This is a genomic window from Streptomyces sp. SM11 (assembly GCF_002910905.1).
Taxonomy (GTDB): Bacteria; Actinomycetota; Actinomycetes; order Streptomycetales; family Streptomycetaceae; genus Streptomyces.
In genome coordinates this window covers 1-17318 of the sequence record NZ_NEUE01000124.1, presented here as the reverse complement: position 1 = coordinate 17318, position 17318 = coordinate 1, and the positions used below count along the sequence as shown (strand labels likewise).

Sequence of the window (17318 nt, the reverse complement as noted above, 5' to 3'; positions counted from 1 at the left end):
GCAGAAGGAGAAGCCGAACCCCATGCCCGCCGACACGGATCAGGTGGTCGCCGCCCTGCGCGCCTCGCTGCTGGACAACCAGCGCCTGCGGGAGGAGAACCGACGGCTCCGCGACGACTGTGCCGAGCCCGTCGCCATCGTGGCGATGAGCTGCCGCTACCCCGGGGGTGTGCGTACCCCGGAAGACCTGTGGGAGCTGCTGCTCAAGGAACGCGACGCGGTCTCGCCGTTCCCCACCGACCGGGGCTGGGACGTCGAGGGCGGCTTCGACGCGGACCCCGACGCCCCCGGCACGTTCTACGTCAGGGAAGGAGGCTTCCTCCACGACGCCACCGGCTTCGACCCCGGCTTCTTCGGCATCTCCCCGCGCGAGGCCCTGGCCATGGACCCGCAGCAGCGGCTGCTGCTGGAAGCGTCATGGGATGCGGTGGAACGCGCGGGCATCGACCCGACGACCCTGCGCGGCAGTCGCACCGGCGTCTACACCGGAGTGATCTACGGCGAGTACGCGTCCCGCCTCGACCGCGTACCCGACGAGGTGGAGGGCTTCCTCGGCACCGGCAGCATCCCGAGCGTCGCCTCGGGCCGTATCGCCTACACCCTGGGCCTGGAAGGCCCGGCCGTCACCCTGGACACCGCCTGCTCGTCCTCCCTGGTCGCCGTCCACCTCGCCTGCCAGGGGCTGCGCTCCGGCGACACCACCCTGGCCCTGGCCGGCGGGGTGACCGTGATGTCTACCCCCGGGCTGTACGTCGGATTCAGCCGCCAGCGCGGGCTGGCACCCGACGGGCGCAGCAAGTCCTTCTCCTCCGCGGCGGACGGAGCCGGGTTCGGGGAGGGCTTGGGTCTGCTCCTGCTGGAACGCCTCTCGGACGCCCGGCGCGCGGGCCACCCCGTCCTGGCCGTCATCCGGGGCTCGGCCGTCAACCAGGACGGCGCCAGCAACGGGCTGACCGCACCGAACGGGCCCGCGCAGCAGCGCGTGATCGGCCAGGCCCTCACTCGTGCCGGACTCGCCCCGTCGGAGGTGGACATGGTGGAGGCGCACGGCACCGGCACCGTGCTCGGCGACCCCATCGAGGCCCAGGCGCTGCTGGCCACGTACGGCCAGGACCGGCCCGCCGACCGCCCGCTGCGGCTGGGCTCGCTGAAGTCCAACCTCTCCCACACCCAGGCCGCCGCGGGCGTCGGCGGGGTGATCAAGTCGGTGTTGGCGATACGGCACGGAGTGATGCCGCGCACCCTGCACATCGACCGCCCCTCGCCCGGCGTCGACTGGACCGAGGGAGCCGTCTCCCTGCTCACCGAGGCCGCCCCCTGGCCGAAGACGGGACGGCCGCGCCGGGCCGGGGTGTCTTCCTTCGGCGCCAGCGGGACCAACGCCCACGTCATCCTGGAACAGGCCCCCGCAGTCCCGACGGCCTCCCCCGACAGGCCGGTTGACCCGCCCGAAGCGCCGGGACCGGTGCCCGTCGCCGTCCCCTGGATACTGTCGGCGCGCACTCCGGACGCACTGCACGCCCAGGCGGCTGCGCTGCACGAGCGGGTGGTGGCGGAGCCGGGGCTGAGCGTCGTGGACGTGGGCCATTCGCTGGCGGTGGGGCGTTCGCGGTTCGCGGAGCGTGCCGTGGTGGTGGGGGCGGACCGGGACGAAATGCTGGCCGGTGTCGCCGCCCTGTCGCGGGGCGCGGGCGCGGCGGGCCTGGTCTCCGGCCGCGGTCGGCTCCCGGGCCGGTCGGTGCTCGTGTTCCCGGGGCACGGCTCGCAGTGGGTGGGGATGTCCGCGGAGTTGCTGAGGGAGTCGGAGGTCTTCGCGAAACGGATGGCGGAGTGCGGGCGGGCGCTGGGTCCTTACGCCGACTGGTCGTTGACGGAGGCGCTGGGCTCGGAGCGGCTGTTGGGCCGGGTCGATGTGGTCCAGCCGGCGCTATGGGCCGTGATGGTGTCGCTGGCGGAGGTGTGGCGGTCGTTCGGGGTCGTTCCGGACGCCGTCGTCGGCCACTCCCAGGGCGAGATCGCGGCCGCCTGCGTGGCGGGCGGTCTGAGCCTCGACGACGGGGCGCGCGTGGTGGCGCTGCGTTCCCGTGCGGTGGGGGAGCTGGCGAGCCGTGGCGGTATGGCGTCGATCCCGTTGCCGGTGGACGTGGTGCGGGAGCGCATCGCCCCATGGGCGGGCCGGTTGTCGGTGGCCGCCGTCAACGGCCCCTCGTCGACGGTGGTTTCGGGCGACGCGGACCCGGTCACGGCGCTGGTCGAGGAACTTCTCGAGGAAGGGGTGTGGGCGAGCCGAATCGAGGTCGACTACGCGTCGCACTCCTCGCACGTGGCGGAGATCCGTGAGCGCCTCCTGTCCGACCTGGACGGCGTCACCCCCCTCCGGGGCGCCGTGCCGTACTATTCCAGCGTCACCGGTGGCCTGCTGGAGACGGAGGCCCTGGACGCCGAGTACTGGTACCGCAACCTCCGGCAGACTGTCGAGTTCGAGCAGGCGACCCGATCGCTCCTCGCGGCAGGGCACCGCGTCCTCATCGAAGTCGGCCCCCAGCCCGCCCTGATGTACGGGATCGAGGACACGGCCGCCGACGCGGGCGCCCCGGAGACACTGGTGCTCGACACCCTGCGGCGCGGGGCCGGAGGGCTCCGCCGGTTCCAGACCGCCCTCGCCGAGGCACACGTCCGGGGCCTGAGCGTCGACTGGGAGCGGCTGTTCGCGGGAACCGGCGCCCAGCGGGTGGATCTGCCCACCTACGCCTTCCAGCGACGCCGCTACTGGCTCGACGCCCTCCCGTCCGGGCGGGACCCGGTGGCCGTCGGCCAGTCGGCTGTGGACCACCCGCTGCTCGGCGCCGAGGTCGAACTGCCCGACGACGCGGGTACCCTCTTCACCGGCCGGATCTCCCCGGCCACCCACCCCTGGCTCGCCGACCACGCCGTGGCCGGAGCCGTGATCGTGCCCGGCGCGGCCCTCGTGGAGCTGGCCGCGCACGTGGGCCGCCGCCTCGGCTGTGCTCTCGTGGAGGAACTGACCCTCGCCGCCCCGTTGCTGTTGCCCGGCGACGCCGCGGACGACCACGCCGTGCACCTGCGCGTACGGGTGGGGGCCGAGGACCCCATGGGGCGGCGCCCGGTGGAGTTCCACTCCCGGTCCGAGCCCGCTCCCGGCACCGAGGCCCCGCCCTGGACCCGGCACGCGACCGGCACGGTCGGCCCCCAGGAGCTCACGGCCGACGGGAACGACACGGTCGCCGAACCGGCCGGCGCATGGCCACCGCCCGACGCCGTCCCGTTGGACGTGGACGAGCTGTACGGGCTCCTCGAAGCCCGGGGCGTCGGCTACGGTCCGGCGTTCCGGGGCCTGCGCGCCGCCTGGCGCACCCCGGACGCGATCCACGCCGAAGTGGCCCTGTCCGACGGCCTCTCCGGCACCGGGGCGGACGGGTTCGCCGTGCACCCGGCCCTCCTGGACGCGGCCCTCCAGACGGCCGGTCTGCGCGGAGACGCCGCAGCTGAGGAGCGCGCCGACGGCGTCCCCCTGCCGTTCTCCTGGCAGCGCGTACTGATCGAGCCATCCGACGCACCGGTCCTGCGCGTCCGGCTGCGCCTCGACGGCCCCGACACCGTCGCCGCGCGGATCACCGACCCCTCGGGGCGTACGGTGGCGACGGTCGGCGCGCTCACCCTGCGTACGGCCTCCACCGCCGCACTGCGGGCGTCCTCCGGCTCCGTCTTCCACGTCGGCTGGACGCCGGTCACCGCCGGGCCCGGCCCGCGCCCGGTCACCCGCTGGGGCCTCCTCGGCCGTCGGGACGAGCGGCTGCTGCCGACCGGATTCCCCGCCGAACTCCTGTCCGCGACACCCGACGCGATGCTGTTGGTCTGCCCGCCGTCCGCCGTTGCAGGCACCGGGAGTTCGGCCGGTGAGCCGGGGGACGCCTCCGCCCGGGACGCGGACCCCGAGGCGGTGCACACGGTCGTGTCCGGGGTCCTGAAACGGCTCCAGGCCCATCTGGCCGACGACAGCACCGTCCGAACGCCCCTGGTGGTCCTCACCCGGGGGGCGACCGGCCCGCTCGGCGCGCGGCCGGCGGACCTCGGCGCGGCGGCCGTCCGGGGCATGCTCGGCGCCGCTCAGCTCGAACACCCCGACCGGTTCGTGCTGCTGGACATCGACGGTCCGGACCCGGACGGCCTCGGCGAGGCGCTCGCCGACCTCCTCGCCACGGGCGAACCCCAGGCGGCCCTGCGCGACGGTGTCCTGTACGCGCCCCGGCTGGTCCGGCCACCGGCCCCCACCCCCACCCCCACCGCCTCCGCCTCCGCGGAGGCGACCCGGCCCGACGGCCCGTTCGGGCCGTCCGAGGGGACCGTACTGCTGAGCGGCGGCGGTGCTCTCGCCGCCGTCCTGGCACGCCATCTCGTCGCCGCGCACGGAGTACGCCACCTCCTCGTGCTGAGCCGTCGCGGCGCCGACGCCCCGGGGATGCCGGAGCTGGCGGCGGAGCTGGCCGAGGCTGGAGCCGAACTGTCCGCAGTAGGCTGTGATGTGACGAATGATCAGGCCCTGGGCGTCGCGCTGGCGGCCATCCCCGAGAGCCATCCGCTGTGCGCCGTGGTCCACACCGCCGGAGTGCTCGACGACGGTCTGCTGGACGGGCTGACGGGGGAGCGGGTGACCGCCGTCCTGCGGCCCAAGCTCGACGCCGCGCACCACCTCGACCGGCTGACGCGCGGGGCGGACCTCTCGGCGTTCGTCGTCTTCTCCTCCGCCGCGGGTGTGCTGGGCAGCCCCGGCCAGGCGTCCTACTCGGCCGGCAACGCCGCGCTCGACGCCCTCGTCGCGGAACGCCGGAGGCTCGGTCTCCCCGGCCTGTCCCTGGCCTGGGGGCCCTGGGAGCGGGTCAGCGGGATGACGGCGGAGCTCGGCGGCGCCGACCGGCGGCGCATCGACCGGCGCGGCGCCCGCGGCCTCTCCGACGAGGCGGCCATGGCCTTGCTGGACACGGTGTGTGCCGCCGACGCCGCCCCGCCGGAGGCCGGGAGCCCTGTCGTCCTGGCCCACCTCGACCTCACCGCGCGCGGCGACGGCCCGGTGCACCCGATGCTGCGCTCCCTGGTGCGGCGCGGCCCGGCCGCGACGACCGGGGCGAAGCGGACGCCGAGTGCCGCAGCGGCGCTGCGCCACCGGCTCGACACCGCCGCCGACGCACCGGAACGCGAACTGATCCTGCGTGAACTCGTCCTCGCCCAGGCCGCCGAAGTCCTCGGCCACACCGACTCCGGGGCACTGTCCGCGACGGCGCCCTTCCTCTCCGTCGGATTCGACTCGCTGACTGCGGTCGAGCTGCGCAACCGGCTGGCCGCCCTCACCGGACTGCGGTTACGGCCCTCCGCCGTCTTCGACAGCGCCACCCCCGCCGCGCTCGCGGCACGCCTCGCCACCGAGGCCCGTACCGAAGACACCCCCCGTCCCGCAACCGCAACCGGCGCCGCCGCGCCCAGCCCCGCCCCAGCCGACACCGACGACCCGGTGAGCGTGCTGTTCCGCCGTGCCTGCGCGCTCGGCCGGATCGACGAGGGCATCGCCCTGCTCAAGAACGCCTCCGCCCTCCGCCCCGCCTTCCACAGCGGCGGCGACCTCGCGGCCGCCGGTACCGGCCCCCGGCTGCTGCGCCTGAACGAGCGCGCCGACGCCCCCGTGCTCGTCTGCTTCGGCTCCGTCGTCGCCCTCGGCGGCGCCCACCAGTACGCCCGCTTCGCCGCCCGCTTCCGGGACCATTACGCCGTCGCCGCCCTGGACGCCCCCGGGTTCACCCCCGAGGAGGAACTGCCCGCCGACATGGCTGCCCTGCTGGACTTCCACGCGACGACCCTGCTCCGGGAACTGCCCGGACGGACCCTCGTCCTGGCCGGCTCCTCCTCCGGCGGCACGCTCGCCCACGGAGTGGCGGCCGCGCTGGAACAGCGAGGCGCGGGCCCGGCGGCCGTGGTGCTGCTGGACACCTACCTCTCCGACAACCAGGGCATCACCCAGTTCAACGACGTCCTGCTGGGCGGCATGTTTGCCCGCGAGGACCGGGCGGCCCCGATGGACGGAACCCGGCTGACCGCGATGGGCGGCTACTTCCGTCTGCTCGACGACTGGACCCCACCGGCGGTCCGCGCCCCGCTGCTGCTGGTCCGCGCCTCCACCCCGCTCGGCCGCCCGTCCGCCGAAGCCGGTGACTGGCGCTCGTCCTGGGCCGGTGCCGACACCGTCCTCGATGTTCCCGGAGACCACTTCTCGATCATGGAAGAGCATGTCGCGACCACCGGCGACGCCGTCGCCGACTGGCTCGGCACCACCCTCCGCACCCCCGACGACCTGTGAAGACGAAGGAGAACTCGTTGACCGCGGCCCCGTACGACGACCCGCCCCCGCGCCCCGCCCTCACCGTCCTGGGAGCCGGGGTGATGGGCGTCGGCATCACCGTCCTCGCCCTCGGACACGGCCTGCCGGTCCACCTGGTCGACATCGACCGGGACCGGCTCGACCGGGCCGGGGAACTGATCGACGGTGAACTCCGGCTGGCCGAGCTGATGGGCGCCCTGCCCGCCGGGACGGCCCCCGGCAACCTGGTCACCGGCACCTCGCTCAAGGCCGTCGGCGGCTCCACCGCCGTCATCGAGGCGGTCACCGAGAACGCGGCCGTCAAGGCCGCCGTCCTGTCCGAGGTCTCCGGACTGGTCCGGCCCGGAACCCTGCTGATCACCAACACCTCCTCCATCCCCGTCGACGAACTGGCCGGGGCCCTGGAACGGCCGGAGGAACTGGTCGGCACCCACTTCATGAACCCGCCTTACCTGATCACCACCGCCGAGGTGGTGCGCGGTCCCCGGACCGGTGACTCCGCGATGGCCGCCGTGGCGGCCCTACTCACGGCGGTACGGCGGCGCGCCGTCGTCGTCCGGGACGCACCCGGCTTCGTCACCAGCCGCGTCCTGCACCCGATGATCAACGACGCGGCCCGGGTCGTGGAGGAGGGCACGGCGACCGCCGAGGACGTCGACGCCTTGATGCAGGGCTGCCTGGGACACCCCACCGGCCCGCTGCGCACCGCGGACCTGATCGGCCTCGACAACCTCGTCGACTCCCTCACCGTGCTCCACGAACGCACCGGCGACGACGGCTGCCGTCCCACCGGACTGCTGCTCCGGCTGGTCCGCGAGGGGCGGCTGGGCCGTAAGTCCGGGCGCGGCTTCTACGACTACACCTGATCACCCCCACGAGGAGACGGCCATGACCACAGCGAACACGCCCGACATCCACGACCTGGAGAAGGAACTGCTGGAATTCCTGGAGGAACGCACCGGAACCGCCTGGGACGCCGAGACCGACCTGTTCGACGTCGGCGGCCTGTCGTCCCTGTTCGCCATGCAGGTGGTGGTGCACCTGGAGAAGACCTACGCCATCGCCATCCGCGGGGCGGACCTGCGGCTGGACAACTTCCGTACCGTACGGCGGATGGCGGAGCTGGTGGACCGGCTCCGGGTACCCGCCGCCGGAGGCCGGCATGGGTGAGGACCTGAGCGGTGCCATGACCTCGCTCACCCTGCGGGTCGGAGACCTGGCGGGGGAGTGGGACCGCACCGGCCTCATCCCGCCGGAGCTGCTCCGCGACCTGGGAGCCGAGGGACGGCTGTGCGCCGAAGTCCCGGAGCAGTACGGCGGCTGGGGGCTCAGCAGCCTGCACAGCGGCGCGTACACCGCCCACGCGGGCGGCCTGTGCAGCTCGCTGCGGAGCGTGATGACCTCCCAGGGCATGGCGGCGTGGACCATCCAGCGCCTGGGCACCGCCGAGCAATCGGCGGGCCTCCTGCCCCGGCTGACCGGTGGCGCGCTGGCGGCGGTCGGCTTCAGCGAGCCGGGTGCGGGCAGCGACCTCGCGGCGATGACGACGACCGTCCGCCGCGACGGTGACACGGTCGTCGTCGACGGACACAAGAAGTGGGTGACCGCCGCCCACTACGCCGACCTGCTGGTCGTCGTCGGCCGCCACGAGGACGGTGCGGTGGCCGTCGTGGTGCCCACCGGCACGCCCGGCGTCAGGGTCGAGCGGATCACCGACCCGCTCGGCTGCCGCGCGGCCGGACACGCGGACGTCCACCTCGACGGGGTGCGGCTGCCGGCCGACAGCGTCCTGGGCGGCCACGGGCTGCCGACCGCCCTCCTGGTGACGACCGCGCTGGCCTACGGGCGGATGTCCGTCGCCTGGGGGTGCGTGGGCATCCTGCGGGCCTGCCTGTCGGCGGCCACCGCGCACGCGACCGTACGGGAGCAGTTCGGCAGACCGCTCGCCGAACACCAGCTCGTCGCCGGGCACATCGCCGACCTCTACACGGCCGAGCAGGTGGCCACGCGGGTCTGCGAGTACGCCGGCCGCTGCTGGGACGAAGGCTCACCGGACCAGGTGGTGGCGACCGTACTGGCCAAACAGGTCAGCGCGACCCAGGCCGCGCGGGGCGCGGCGACGGCCGTCCAGGTACTGGCCTCGGCCGGGTCCCGGGACGGGCACACGGTGGCCCGGGCGTACCGGGACGCCAAGCTGATGGAGATCATCGAGGGCAGCAGCGAACTGTGCCGGCTGATGCTGGCCCAGCACGCCCTCTCCGCTCCGGGGGCACCGTGAACGGCCCCGCGTCCGACGAGACGAGGAAGGACGACATGGCCGAGACCGTCAAGTGCCTGGTCTGGGACCTGGACGACACCCTCTGGCAGGGCACCCTGCTGGAGGGCGGTGAGGTGCACCTGCCGGACGAGGTGCGCAAGGTGGTGATCGAGCTCGACTCCCGCGGCATCCTCCAGTCCGTCGCCAGCCGCAACGACCACGAACACGCCTGGGCCCGGCTGGAGGCGTTCGGCGTGGCCGAGTACTTCGTCCTGCCGGAGATCGGGTGGGGCGCCAAGTCCGATGCGGTGCGCCGGATCGCGGACCGGCTGAACTTCGCGCTCACGACCATCGCCTTCGTCGACGACCGGCCCGCCGAACGGGCCGAAGTGGCCTTCCACCTGCCCGATGTACGGTGCTACCCGGCCGACCGGGTCCTGGCCATCCCCGACCTCGTCGAATTCACCCCCGCGACCAGCACCGTCGACTCCCGGCGCCGCCGCGAGATGTATCAGGCGGGCTTCCGCCGCGAGGCCGATCGGGCGGCCGCGCCCGGCCCCGACGAGGAGTTCCTGCGCTCCCTGGACCTGCGGATGCGCATCGGCCGGGCCACCGGTGAGGAGCTGTCCCGGGTCGAGGAACTCACCCTGCGCACCAGCCAGATGAACGCGACCGGGGTCCACTACCCGGACGCGGTGCTGCGCGGCCTGATCACCGACCCCCGGCACGAGGTTCTGGTGGTCACCCTCACCGACCGGTTCGGTCCGTACGGCGCGGTCGGGGTCCTGCTGCTGGAGCGGCACCCGGGCCTGTGGCACCTCAAGCTGCTCGCCACCTCCTGCCGGGTCGTCGCCTACGGTGCCGGCGCGACCCTGCTGAACTGGCTGGCCGACGCCGCCGCCCGGTCCGGGGTCCACCTGGCGGCGGACTTCCGGGCGACCGAACGCAACCGGATGATGGAGATCGCCTACCGGTTCGCCGGCTTCGAGGGCCTGGCCGAAGCCCCGTGCCCGTGCGCCGCAGTCCTCGTACCAGCCGCGGAGGACACCGGACTGGAAAGCCTGCACCTGGTCCCCGGCCCGCGCGTGGTGTCCACCGTCATGGACGTGGAGGCACCCGACCTGAGAACGCCGGAAGGGGGCCCGGGAACACCGTGACCGCCGCGGTGGGCCGGTGCTCCGGGCTCCGGCCCGCCGCTCTCAGAGCTTGCGGACGAGGGTGATCCCGTCGGCCATCACCAGCAAGGACAGCTCCACCCGGGGGTCCTCGTGCAGCACCCGGTTCAGGGCCCGGACGCCGGCGGTCTCCGGGTCCACGGCGGCCGGGTCCGCGACCCGGCCGAAGAAGAGGGTGTTGTCGACCACGATCAGGCCCCCGGCGCGCAGCAGCGCGAGCGACGACTCGTAGTAGCGGGGGTAGTTGGCCTTGTCCGCGTCGATGAACACCAGGTCGAAGCTCTCCGGCCCGCGTTCGGTCAACAGCGCGTCCAGGGTCGCGGCGGCATCTCCGATCCGCAGGTCGATCCGTGAGTCGACCCCGTCCCGCTTCCAGAATTCGGCGCCGATGGCCGGCCACCGGTCGTCGATGTCGCAGGACACCAGCAGACCGTCGGCCGGGAGCGCGCGGGCCATGCACAGGGTGCTGTAGCCGGTGTAGGTGCCGATCTCCAGCACTGTTCGTGCCACCGTCAACCCCACCAGCAGGGACAGCAGTTGGCCCTCCTCCGCCATCACCTGCAGGGCGCTCCCGCCCGGTAGCTCCGCGGTGGCCTCCCGCAGCTCCCTGAGGAGATCGTCGTCCCGGAGGGAGACCTCGCGGACGTAGGCGAGGAGGTCGTGGGTGGCTGCTGTCTGGTCGGCCATGGTGCGGCGGTCCTCTCGAAGGAGATCGGGGTGCAGGAGAGCAGGGCGAAGGACACCGGGTCGCGAAGGACCCGGTCGGAAAGGATCGGAGCGATGGGCGGGGCAGGGGTGTCGGGGCGGTCACCCGGCGCGCATGTACGAGCGGCCGTACCGCCGCACGTCGCCCGCCTGCGCCCGCTCGCGGGCGTACGCCCGAAGCAGCGCGTCCAGCCGGTAGAGGCCCCCCGCGGGCGGACCCAGCAGATTCGCCACGACCAGGGAGTCCAGGGCCTCCTCGGCCTGCGCCTCCGAGCAGCCGAACATCATCGCGACCTCGCCGCCGGAGACCGAGGAAGCCCCGGCGGTCCCCAGCGCGGCCAGCACCTCGGCGGCGTCGATTCCGCCCGGTGCCGTCCGTCGGAGCCCGGCCACCTCGGCGTCCAGGCAGGGCCGGACACCGACATCGCCAGCGCACAGTTCGTTCAGCGGCCGGGAGGTCTCCGTGAGCCGCCGGGCCAGGCGCCCGATGCTCCAGTGCGGGCGCTCCAGCAGCCGGATCCCCGCAATCCGGATCGCCAGCGGCAGGCCCGCGCAGACCGTCACCACCGTACGGGCCGCCCGCGGTTCGCCGCCGACCCTGGCCGTGCCGACGATGCTGCCCAGCAGCTCCAGCGACCCGGCCTCGTCCAACGGGCCGAGCAGAAGGGTGCGCGCCCCCTCCAGATCGGCCAGCTGCCGCCGGCTGGTCACCAGCAGTCTGCTGCCCCCGCTGCCCGGGATCAGCGGCCGCACCTGCGCGGAGCCGGAGGCGTTGTCGAGCACCACCAGCAGACGGCGGCCCGCGGTGAGCGAGCGGTAGAGGCTCTCCCGCTCCGACTCCTCCCCGGGGATCTCGTGCCGGGGCACACCGAGGTCTGCCAGGAACCGGGGCAGCACCTCCCGGGCGGTCAGGGGCCGCTCCGCCCCGCCGAGATCGGCGTAGAGCTGGCCGTGTGCGGAGGTGTCGCGCATGGTGTGCGCCGCGTGCAGGGCCAGGGCGCTCTTGCCGACACCGCCCCGGCCGGTCACCACCGCCGTCGCCACCATGCCCGCGGACATCGTGCCGGTCGTCAGGATGTGCCGTACCCGCGCCAGTGCGTCGGAGCGGGCCGACAGCGGCGGCGGCACCGAGGGAAGCTGCGCCGGATCGGGCCGGCGGGACCTCTCCCGGACCGTGGCAGCGGCCGGTGCGGCGGCTGTCTCCGGGGCCGCGGCGGGCCGCTCCTGAGGGCCGGGCGTACGGGGTCGGTCGTGGGCCGAGAGGATGTGCCGGTGGACCTCGCGCAGATCCGTGCTCGGCTCGGCCCCGAGCTGTTCGACGAGCAGTACCCGGGTGTGCCGGTAGAGGTCCAGGGCTTCCGACTGCCGTCCCGAGCGGAAGAGCGCGAGCATCAACTTGCCCACCAGGGCCTCCCGTAAGGGATGCTCCCGCACCAGCCGTACCAGCTCCGGCACGATGTCGGCGTGCCGCAGCAGCGCCAGCTCCGCGTCGAACCGCAGCTCCATGGTCTGCAGCCGAAGCTCCTGGAGGTAGCGGCCCTCCACATCGCGCAGCGTCCGTGACGGGATGTCCGCCAGCGGCTCCTCGCGCCACAGGGCGAGTGCCTCGGCCAGCTCGGCGGAGGAGCCCTCCAGGTCTCCGCGCTCGGCCAGCTCCGCCGCGCATCTGCGGTGAGCGGTGAACTGGCCGAGATCGCTCTCTTGCTCACTGAGTTCGAGGAGGTAGCCGGGCGCCCGGGTGAGGATGCGGGCGGAGGCGTGCTCGCCCAGCGACTGCCGCAGGCGCATCACGTAGGTGCGCACGGTCGCGGCGGCACTCGGAGGCGGGGCGCCGTCCCAGACGTACTCGGTGATGCGGTCGACCGAGATCACCCGGTTGGCGTTGAGGAGGAGCGCTGCCATGACCACGCGCTGCCTCGGCGCCGACACGTGCACCTCACGCGCGTTCAGCCGGACGGAAAGCGGGCCCAGCAACAGGAAGTTCAAGGGGGAGTCCTCTGCGTCGCGCGACCGGTGGGCAAGACTGCATTCCAGCGTCTTAGGCGACCATGTGGGGGTCAACGCGCTCCTGTCGTGTCTAGATGTATTCCTAGAGCGAGGATCTTGCGCTCGTGCCGGGTTTACGCTGCGCGGCACCTTCATGGCGGCTCCGCGGCCCCGCTCCGGGGCGGCCGGAGGCTGTGGGCCGTACGGGAGAGCGGCGGGTCCGCCGCCACGGGTCAACCCCACCCGTCGCCGCGGAGCCGGAGCCGAGTGAATCCCCCTGGATTGATCCGGACCGCAGCTTTCTCGCCATTTACCGGAGAATCAGCGGGAATTGAACGCGGACCTGCGTGGCCGGATACGCTCAGATGCGTACTTGCTGACATTCCGAGGGGCATGGCAGGCTGTCATATGCGGTGCCCTGACTCGCCGACCACCGTCGCTCGGCGCTCCCCGCGATAGCGCGTACTGACCGACCCACCGGTGCGGAGGATGTGCCATGCGATCACCGAGCACCGCTCGCCGGCCCCGTGCGGACAATTCGAGGAAAGATTGAAAGGCCGACATGACCTCGCTCTCCCTGGACAGCGACCTGTGGTGCCGTCGCTTCCATCCCTCGCCGACGGCCACGCGCCGACTGGTCTGCTTTCCGCACGCCGGTGGCTCGGCCAGTTCCTACTTCCGGGTGTCCGCGGCGCTGCGCGGACCGGTCGACCTCCTGGCCGTGCAGTACCCCGGCAGGCAGGACCGCTGGGAGGAGCCCGCCGTCCAGGACCTGCACCGCATGGCCGACGACGTGGCCGAAGCGCTGCGCCGCTGGGACGACCTCCCCCTGACGCTCTTCGGACACAGCATGGGCGCGCTCGTCGCCTTCGAGGTGGTCCGGAGGATCGAGCGCGCGGGCGGCCGGATCGACCACCTCTTCGTCTCCGGCCGCAAGGGGCCGTCCGTGGACGGGCCCGAGCTCTTCCGCCCGCTCGACGACGAGGGCATCGTGGCGGAGGTCAGGGCCATGAGCGGAACCGACGCCCGGCTTCTGGAGGACGAGGAGCTGCTGCGGATGGTACTGCCCGCGCTGCGCGGCGACTACCGCGCCCTGGGCGCCTACCGGGCCGACCGCGACGCCGCGGTCACCTGCCCGGTCACCGCCATGGTGGGGGACCAGGACCCCTGGACACCGGTCCCCGAGGCCGCGCACTGGCGCGACCGCACGACGGCCGCGTTCGACCTCAGGGTCTTCCCCGGCGGGCATTTCTACCTCAGCAGCGGGGCGGACGAGGTGACCGCCATGCTCCGTGACCACCTCACCGGCACGCTGCGCACCTGAGACAACGGACGACAGAGAAGGGGGACCGGGGAGTGACACTGTCAGCGACCTCTGAAGAGATCAAGCCCGCACCGCGGCCGCCGAGGTCCGAGCCCGTCGGCGACACCCGTCCGGCGGGCGGAGGCCCGTCCGTCGGCACGGGTGTCCGGCGGCTGACCGACGTGGACGTCCGCATCCTGGAAGGTGTCGCGGTCGGCACCCCGACCGTCCGGCTGGCGGCATCGCTCTATCTGAGCCGACAGGGCGTCGAGTACCGTATCGGGCTGATGATGCGCCATTTCCAGGCCACGAACCGGGCCGCTCTGATTTCCCGGGCGCACTCGCTCGGTGTGCTGAGCGTCGGGGCATGGCCGCCCCGTGTCCTCCCGGAATTTCTTGAACCCTAGAAGAAAGATTCGAAGACCTTCGGAGAAAAGGTCGAAGAGATCTTTTCCGAAGGTGGGAAAGGCACTCCGCCGGTATGGCGCCGGAGATTTCGCCAGAGCTGGATATCGTCTCGATATCGCGCCGCGCGACAGATCGCCGACGGGGCGAGCGCCGGATTCTGCACCATGGGACTGTCAGGTACACGTCCGCTCTACTGCACTTGGGTCGCACCACTGCCCGCTCCATTCACACCAATCCACGGGAGCTGTCATGAGTCTGGGGTACCTGTTCGGCGGTGGCGTCGGAACCGAGCCGCGGGGCCTGGAGCTCTACCGGACCTACGAGACGGTGCAGAGCTGGTACGAACAAGTCTCCGCATGGACCGGGCTGACGGTCGGACAGATCTTGGAGGAGGACCTCCCGACCGCCCAGGAGGAGCGCCAGAGCGTCGGCACCGTCCGCGAAGCCGCACTCGCGATCGGCGTACACGACGTACTCGCATCGTTCGGCCTGCGCCCCGCGGCCATCGGCGGACTCAGCCTCGGCGCGATGACCGCCAGCTGTCTCGCCGGGGCGCTGGGGCGGCGGGAACTGTTCGACATGCTGGCCGGTTCCCGCGAGGCCCCGGAACCGCCCGCCGGAGACCCGCGGCAGGGGATAGCCATCGCCTTCGGCCCCCTCGCCGAGGGTGCCCCCTCCCACCCGGGCGAGAGCGTCCCCGGCATCCACCTGGCGGGCGACTTCGGACCCACGGCCGACGGCACCCGGCGCATCATGATGCTCGCCGGCCACGCCGAAGCACTCGGCGCACTCGCCGCCGAGGCCCCACCGGGAACGGTCGTGCACCTCCCCGGACGCACCATCGCCGTCCACACCCCGCTGCGTCGGCCCTACCGCGACTTCATGGCCCCGCGCATCGACGCGATCCCCTTCGCCGACCCCGAACTCCCCTTGCTGTCCTGCCTGGAGCCCAAGGTCCTTCGCACTGCGGCCGACGTCCGGGAGCTCTTCCAGCGTAACTCCACGGACCCGATCAGTCTGGTCGACGTCTACAGCGGGATGAAGCAGCAGGGCGTACGGCTCGGGCTGGTGATGGGCCCCTCGATCCCCGAGGGCATCCTCGCGTTCCCCTTCCCCGTGGTCCACATCGAGCGGCCCGAGCACGTCGAGCAGGCCCTGACCACCGCCTACGACCTCGGTGTCGACCTCTCCGGCGCCCCGGGCCTGTCGTGACCGCCGCCACCCGCGTCGACCCCGACGCCCGGATCGCACGATGGCTGGACACCGACCTCGACGAATGGACCCGTATCGTGGTCCGACGGCACTTCGCCCCGGTGTCCGGCAGCCCCTACTGGCTCGGTCAGGCCCCCCGGCTGGACTTCGACCCCCGCGACATCACCCGCTACGACCAGCTCGGAGCCTTCGGCCTGTTCCCGCTCGACCAGCTGCGTCACGAGGACCCCGCCGACCTCGTCCCGCTGTCCGTGCCCAGGCCGCTGGCCGGACGGGTCTGGGACAGCGGAGGCACCACCGGCACCCCCTGCCGGGCGTTCTACACCCCGGACATGCTGCTGCACCGGGCGATCTGGCGCCGCTGGTCCTTCGTACGGGAAGGGTTCGCCCCCGGCCGCACCTGGCTGCAGGCCACCCCCACCGGGCCGCACCTGATCGGGAACGGCGTCCGGGAGGTGTCGGAACTCCACGCCGGCCAGGTGTACGCCGTGGACATGGACCCCCGCTGGGTCAAGCGCCTCATCCGGGCGGGACGCCTGGCCGAGGTCGACGACTACACCACCCACCTGCTGGAGCAGATCACCGACGTCCTCGTTCAGGGCCGGGTCCACTACCTCAACACCACCCCGGCCCTCCTCCAGGCACTCTGCCGACACCGTCCTGAACTGGTGGCGGCCCTGGACGGCGTACGCCTGAGCGGTACCCAGATCAGCGCCGACATGTACCGGACCTTCACCACCGCCCTGCGGGGCGGGATCTGCGGACTGACCTACGGCAACACCTTCGGCAACGCGGCCTGCCTGGACATCGAGCAGGACGGCGAACTGATCAGCTACGTCCCGAACTATCCGCAGGTCACCATGGCGGTGGTCGACAGGAACGACCTCTCGACCCCGGTCGCCCCGGGCACAGTCGGCCGGGTCCGCCTTACCGTCCTCCACGAGGACCTCTTCCTCCCCAACATCCTGGAACGCGACCAGGCCCTCCGCCACCCGACCGACCACTGGCCCACCGACGGCGTCGCCAATGTCCGCCCCCTCCAGATCACCGACTCCTCGCCCGAGGGCCTCTACTGACGGATCTGGCAGAAGAGCGGCTCTGGCCTGTACTCGGTGTCACCACCGAGTACAGGCCAGAGCCGATCGTGGCCCTGTCTCACATTCGGTGTGACGGAGGGTGGTGTTATCCGAGGAGAATACGGTGGCGGAGGAGGGTAAAGCCTGCTCGGCCGTGCATCTGGCGCGCGATTCGCTTGGTCTTGGTGTTGACACCTTCGGTGGGGCCGTTGCTGTACGGAAGTGTGAGCGCGGCGTTCACGGCGTCGCGGTCTCGGTCCAGACCCCGGGTGAAGGCGTGCAGATGGGGCAGATCGGCTGAGCGAACCTCGACGATCCAGCGCGAGAGCCCGTCGGTGTCTCCTTCGTGAGGCGTCAGGAGTTTGGCGAAGCCCCCGACAACGATGGCCAGTTGGGTCATTTCGGGGCAGGCGGCGGTGAACCGCCCCGTGTCGAATAGAGACTCGATTTCATGAAAGGATCGAGTCATGGCACGACCTTCCCGTTATCCGCTTGAGCTCCGCCGTCGTGCGGTGCGCATGGCCGCCGAGGTGCGCGGCGACTACCCGACCGAGACGGCCGCCCTGCAGGCGGTCGCGGAGAAGCTCGGTATCGGCTCCCGCGAGACGCTGCGGAACTGGATCAAGCAGCACGAGATCGACGCGGGGACACGGCCGGGGACGACGACGGAGGAATCGGCCCAGCTCAAGGCGCTGAAGAAGGAGGTCGCCGAGCTGAAGCGGGCGAACGAGATCCTGAAGGCGGCGGCGAGTTTCTTCGCGGCCGAGCTCGACCGGCCACACACACGCTCGTAGCGTTCATCGACGAG

At 72.6% G+C, this 17318-nt stretch carries 11 protein-coding genes and 2 pseudogenes; 10 read left to right on the top strand and 3 right to left on the bottom strand.

The window, feature by feature from the left end; genetic code table 11:
• Positions 1-22 precede the first annotated feature (22 nt).
• From B9S58_RS09305 to B9S58_RS09285, 5 genes are read left to right on the top strand one after another with little or no spacing between them, the layout of a single operon-like run.
• Positions 23-6367, top strand: coding sequence for a type I polyketide synthase (locus B9S58_RS09305; RefSeq protein WP_103531644.1), 6345 nt, complete (start codon positions 23-25; stop codon positions 6365-6367).
• Positions 6368-6384: 17 nt separating this feature from the next.
• A complete protein-coding gene (locus B9S58_RS09300) occupies positions 6385-7254 on the top strand; it encodes a 3-hydroxyacyl-CoA dehydrogenase family protein (protein WP_103531647.1) in 870 nt (289 codons plus the stop codon).
• Positions 7255-7276: 22 nt separating this feature from the next.
• The gene (locus tag B9S58_RS09295) at positions 7277-7558 is read left to right on the top strand and encodes an acyl carrier protein (RefSeq protein WP_103531643.1); all 282 of its coding nucleotides are present in this window, start codon (positions 7277-7279) and stop codon (positions 7556-7558) included.
• On the top strand, positions 7551-8666 hold the full coding sequence (locus tag B9S58_RS09290; protein WP_103531642.1) for an acyl-CoA dehydrogenase family protein: 1116 nt from the start codon (positions 7551-7553) through the stop codon (positions 8664-8666). The genes B9S58_RS09295 and B9S58_RS09290 overlap by 8 nt, the downstream gene beginning before the upstream one ends.
• A 35-nt stretch (positions 8667-8701) precedes the next feature.
• Positions 8702-9802: an HAD family hydrolase gene (locus B9S58_RS09285; RefSeq protein ID WP_103531641.1), complete on the top strand. Its 1101-nt coding sequence runs from the start codon at positions 8702-8704 to the stop codon at positions 9800-9802.
• Between the two features lie 42 nt (positions 9803-9844).
• Here the strand turns inward: B9S58_RS09285 and B9S58_RS09280 are convergent, their stop codons facing one another.
• Both B9S58_RS09280 and B9S58_RS09275 read right to left on the bottom strand, forming a co-directional pair.
• Complete coding sequence (locus B9S58_RS09280; RefSeq protein WP_103531640.1) at positions 9845-10507, bottom strand: class I SAM-dependent methyltransferase; 663 nt, start codon at positions 10505-10507, stop codon at positions 9845-9847.
• A gap of 120 nt (positions 10508-10627) precedes the next feature.
• Positions 10628-12511: an AfsR/SARP family transcriptional regulator gene (locus B9S58_RS09275; protein ID WP_103531639.1), complete on the bottom strand. Its 1884-nt coding sequence runs from the start codon at positions 12509-12511 to the stop codon at positions 10628-10630.
• 562 nt (positions 12512-13073) lie between these two features.
• On the opposite strand from B9S58_RS09275, the gene B9S58_RS09270 reads away from it, so the two are divergent.
• The 4 genes from B9S58_RS09270 to B9S58_RS09255 all read left to right on the top strand — a co-directional run bounded on the left by B9S58_RS09270 (position 13074) and on the right by B9S58_RS09255 (position 16510).
• Positions 13074-13835 (top strand): thioesterase II family protein, encoded by a 762-nt coding sequence (locus B9S58_RS09270; RefSeq protein WP_103531638.1) that lies wholly within the window; start codon positions 13074-13076, stop codon positions 13833-13835.
• Between the two features lie 32 nt (positions 13836-13867).
• On the top strand, positions 13868-14221 hold the full coding sequence (locus tag B9S58_RS09265) for a LuxR C-terminal-related transcriptional regulator (protein WP_103531637.1): 354 nt from the start codon (positions 13868-13870) through the stop codon (positions 14219-14221).
• A gap of 250 nt (positions 14222-14471) precedes the next feature.
• Positions 14472-15434 carry a malonyl transferase gene (locus B9S58_RS09260; protein WP_103531636.1) on the top strand — a complete coding sequence of 321 codons (963 nt, stop codon included), beginning with the start codon at positions 14472-14474 and terminating at the stop codon, positions 15432-15434.
• Positions 15431-16510, top strand: coding sequence for an arylcarboxylate reductase (locus B9S58_RS09255; RefSeq protein ID WP_103531635.1), 1080 nt, complete (start codon positions 15431-15433; stop codon positions 16508-16510). The genes B9S58_RS09260 and B9S58_RS09255 overlap by 4 nt, the downstream gene beginning before the upstream one ends.
• Before the next feature lie 106 nt (positions 16511-16616).
• Here B9S58_RS09255 and B9S58_RS09250 read toward each other — a convergent pair.
• Positions 16617-16934 (bottom strand): annotated as a pseudogene (locus B9S58_RS09250) (transposase); the annotation flags it as partial.
• A 43-nt stretch (positions 16935-16977) separates the two neighbouring features.
• On the opposite strand from B9S58_RS09250, the pseudogene B9S58_RS09245 reads away from it, so the two are divergent.
• Positions 16978-17318, top strand: a pseudogene (locus B9S58_RS09245) (transposase); the annotation flags it as partial.

What these genes read in the sequence shown, in the direction of transcription:
- B9S58_RS09305 (WP_103531644.1), top strand. Translation starts at nt 23, where the DNA reads ATGCCCGCCGACACGGATCAGGTGGTCGCCGCCCTGCGCGCCTCGCTG.
- B9S58_RS09295 (WP_103531643.1), top strand. Translation starts at nt 7,277, where the DNA reads ATGACCACAGCGAACACGCCCGACATCCACGACCTGGAGAAGGAACTG.
- B9S58_RS09290 (WP_103531642.1), top strand. Translation starts at nt 7,551, where the DNA reads ATGGGTGAGGACCTGAGCGGTGCCATGACCTCGCTCACCCTGCGGGTC.
- B9S58_RS09285 (WP_103531641.1), top strand. Translation starts at nt 8,702, where the DNA reads ATGGCCGAGACCGTCAAGTGCCTGGTCTGGGACCTGGACGACACCCTC.
- B9S58_RS09280 (WP_103531640.1), bottom strand. Translation starts at nt 10,507, where the DNA reads ATGGCCGACCAGACAGCAGCCACCCACGACCTCCTCGCCTACGTCCGC.
- B9S58_RS09270 (WP_103531638.1), top strand. Translation starts at nt 13,074, where the DNA reads ATGACCTCGCTCTCCCTGGACAGCGACCTGTGGTGCCGTCGCTTCCAT.
- B9S58_RS09260 (WP_103531636.1), top strand. Translation starts at nt 14,472, where the DNA reads ATGAGTCTGGGGTACCTGTTCGGCGGTGGCGTCGGAACCGAGCCGCGG.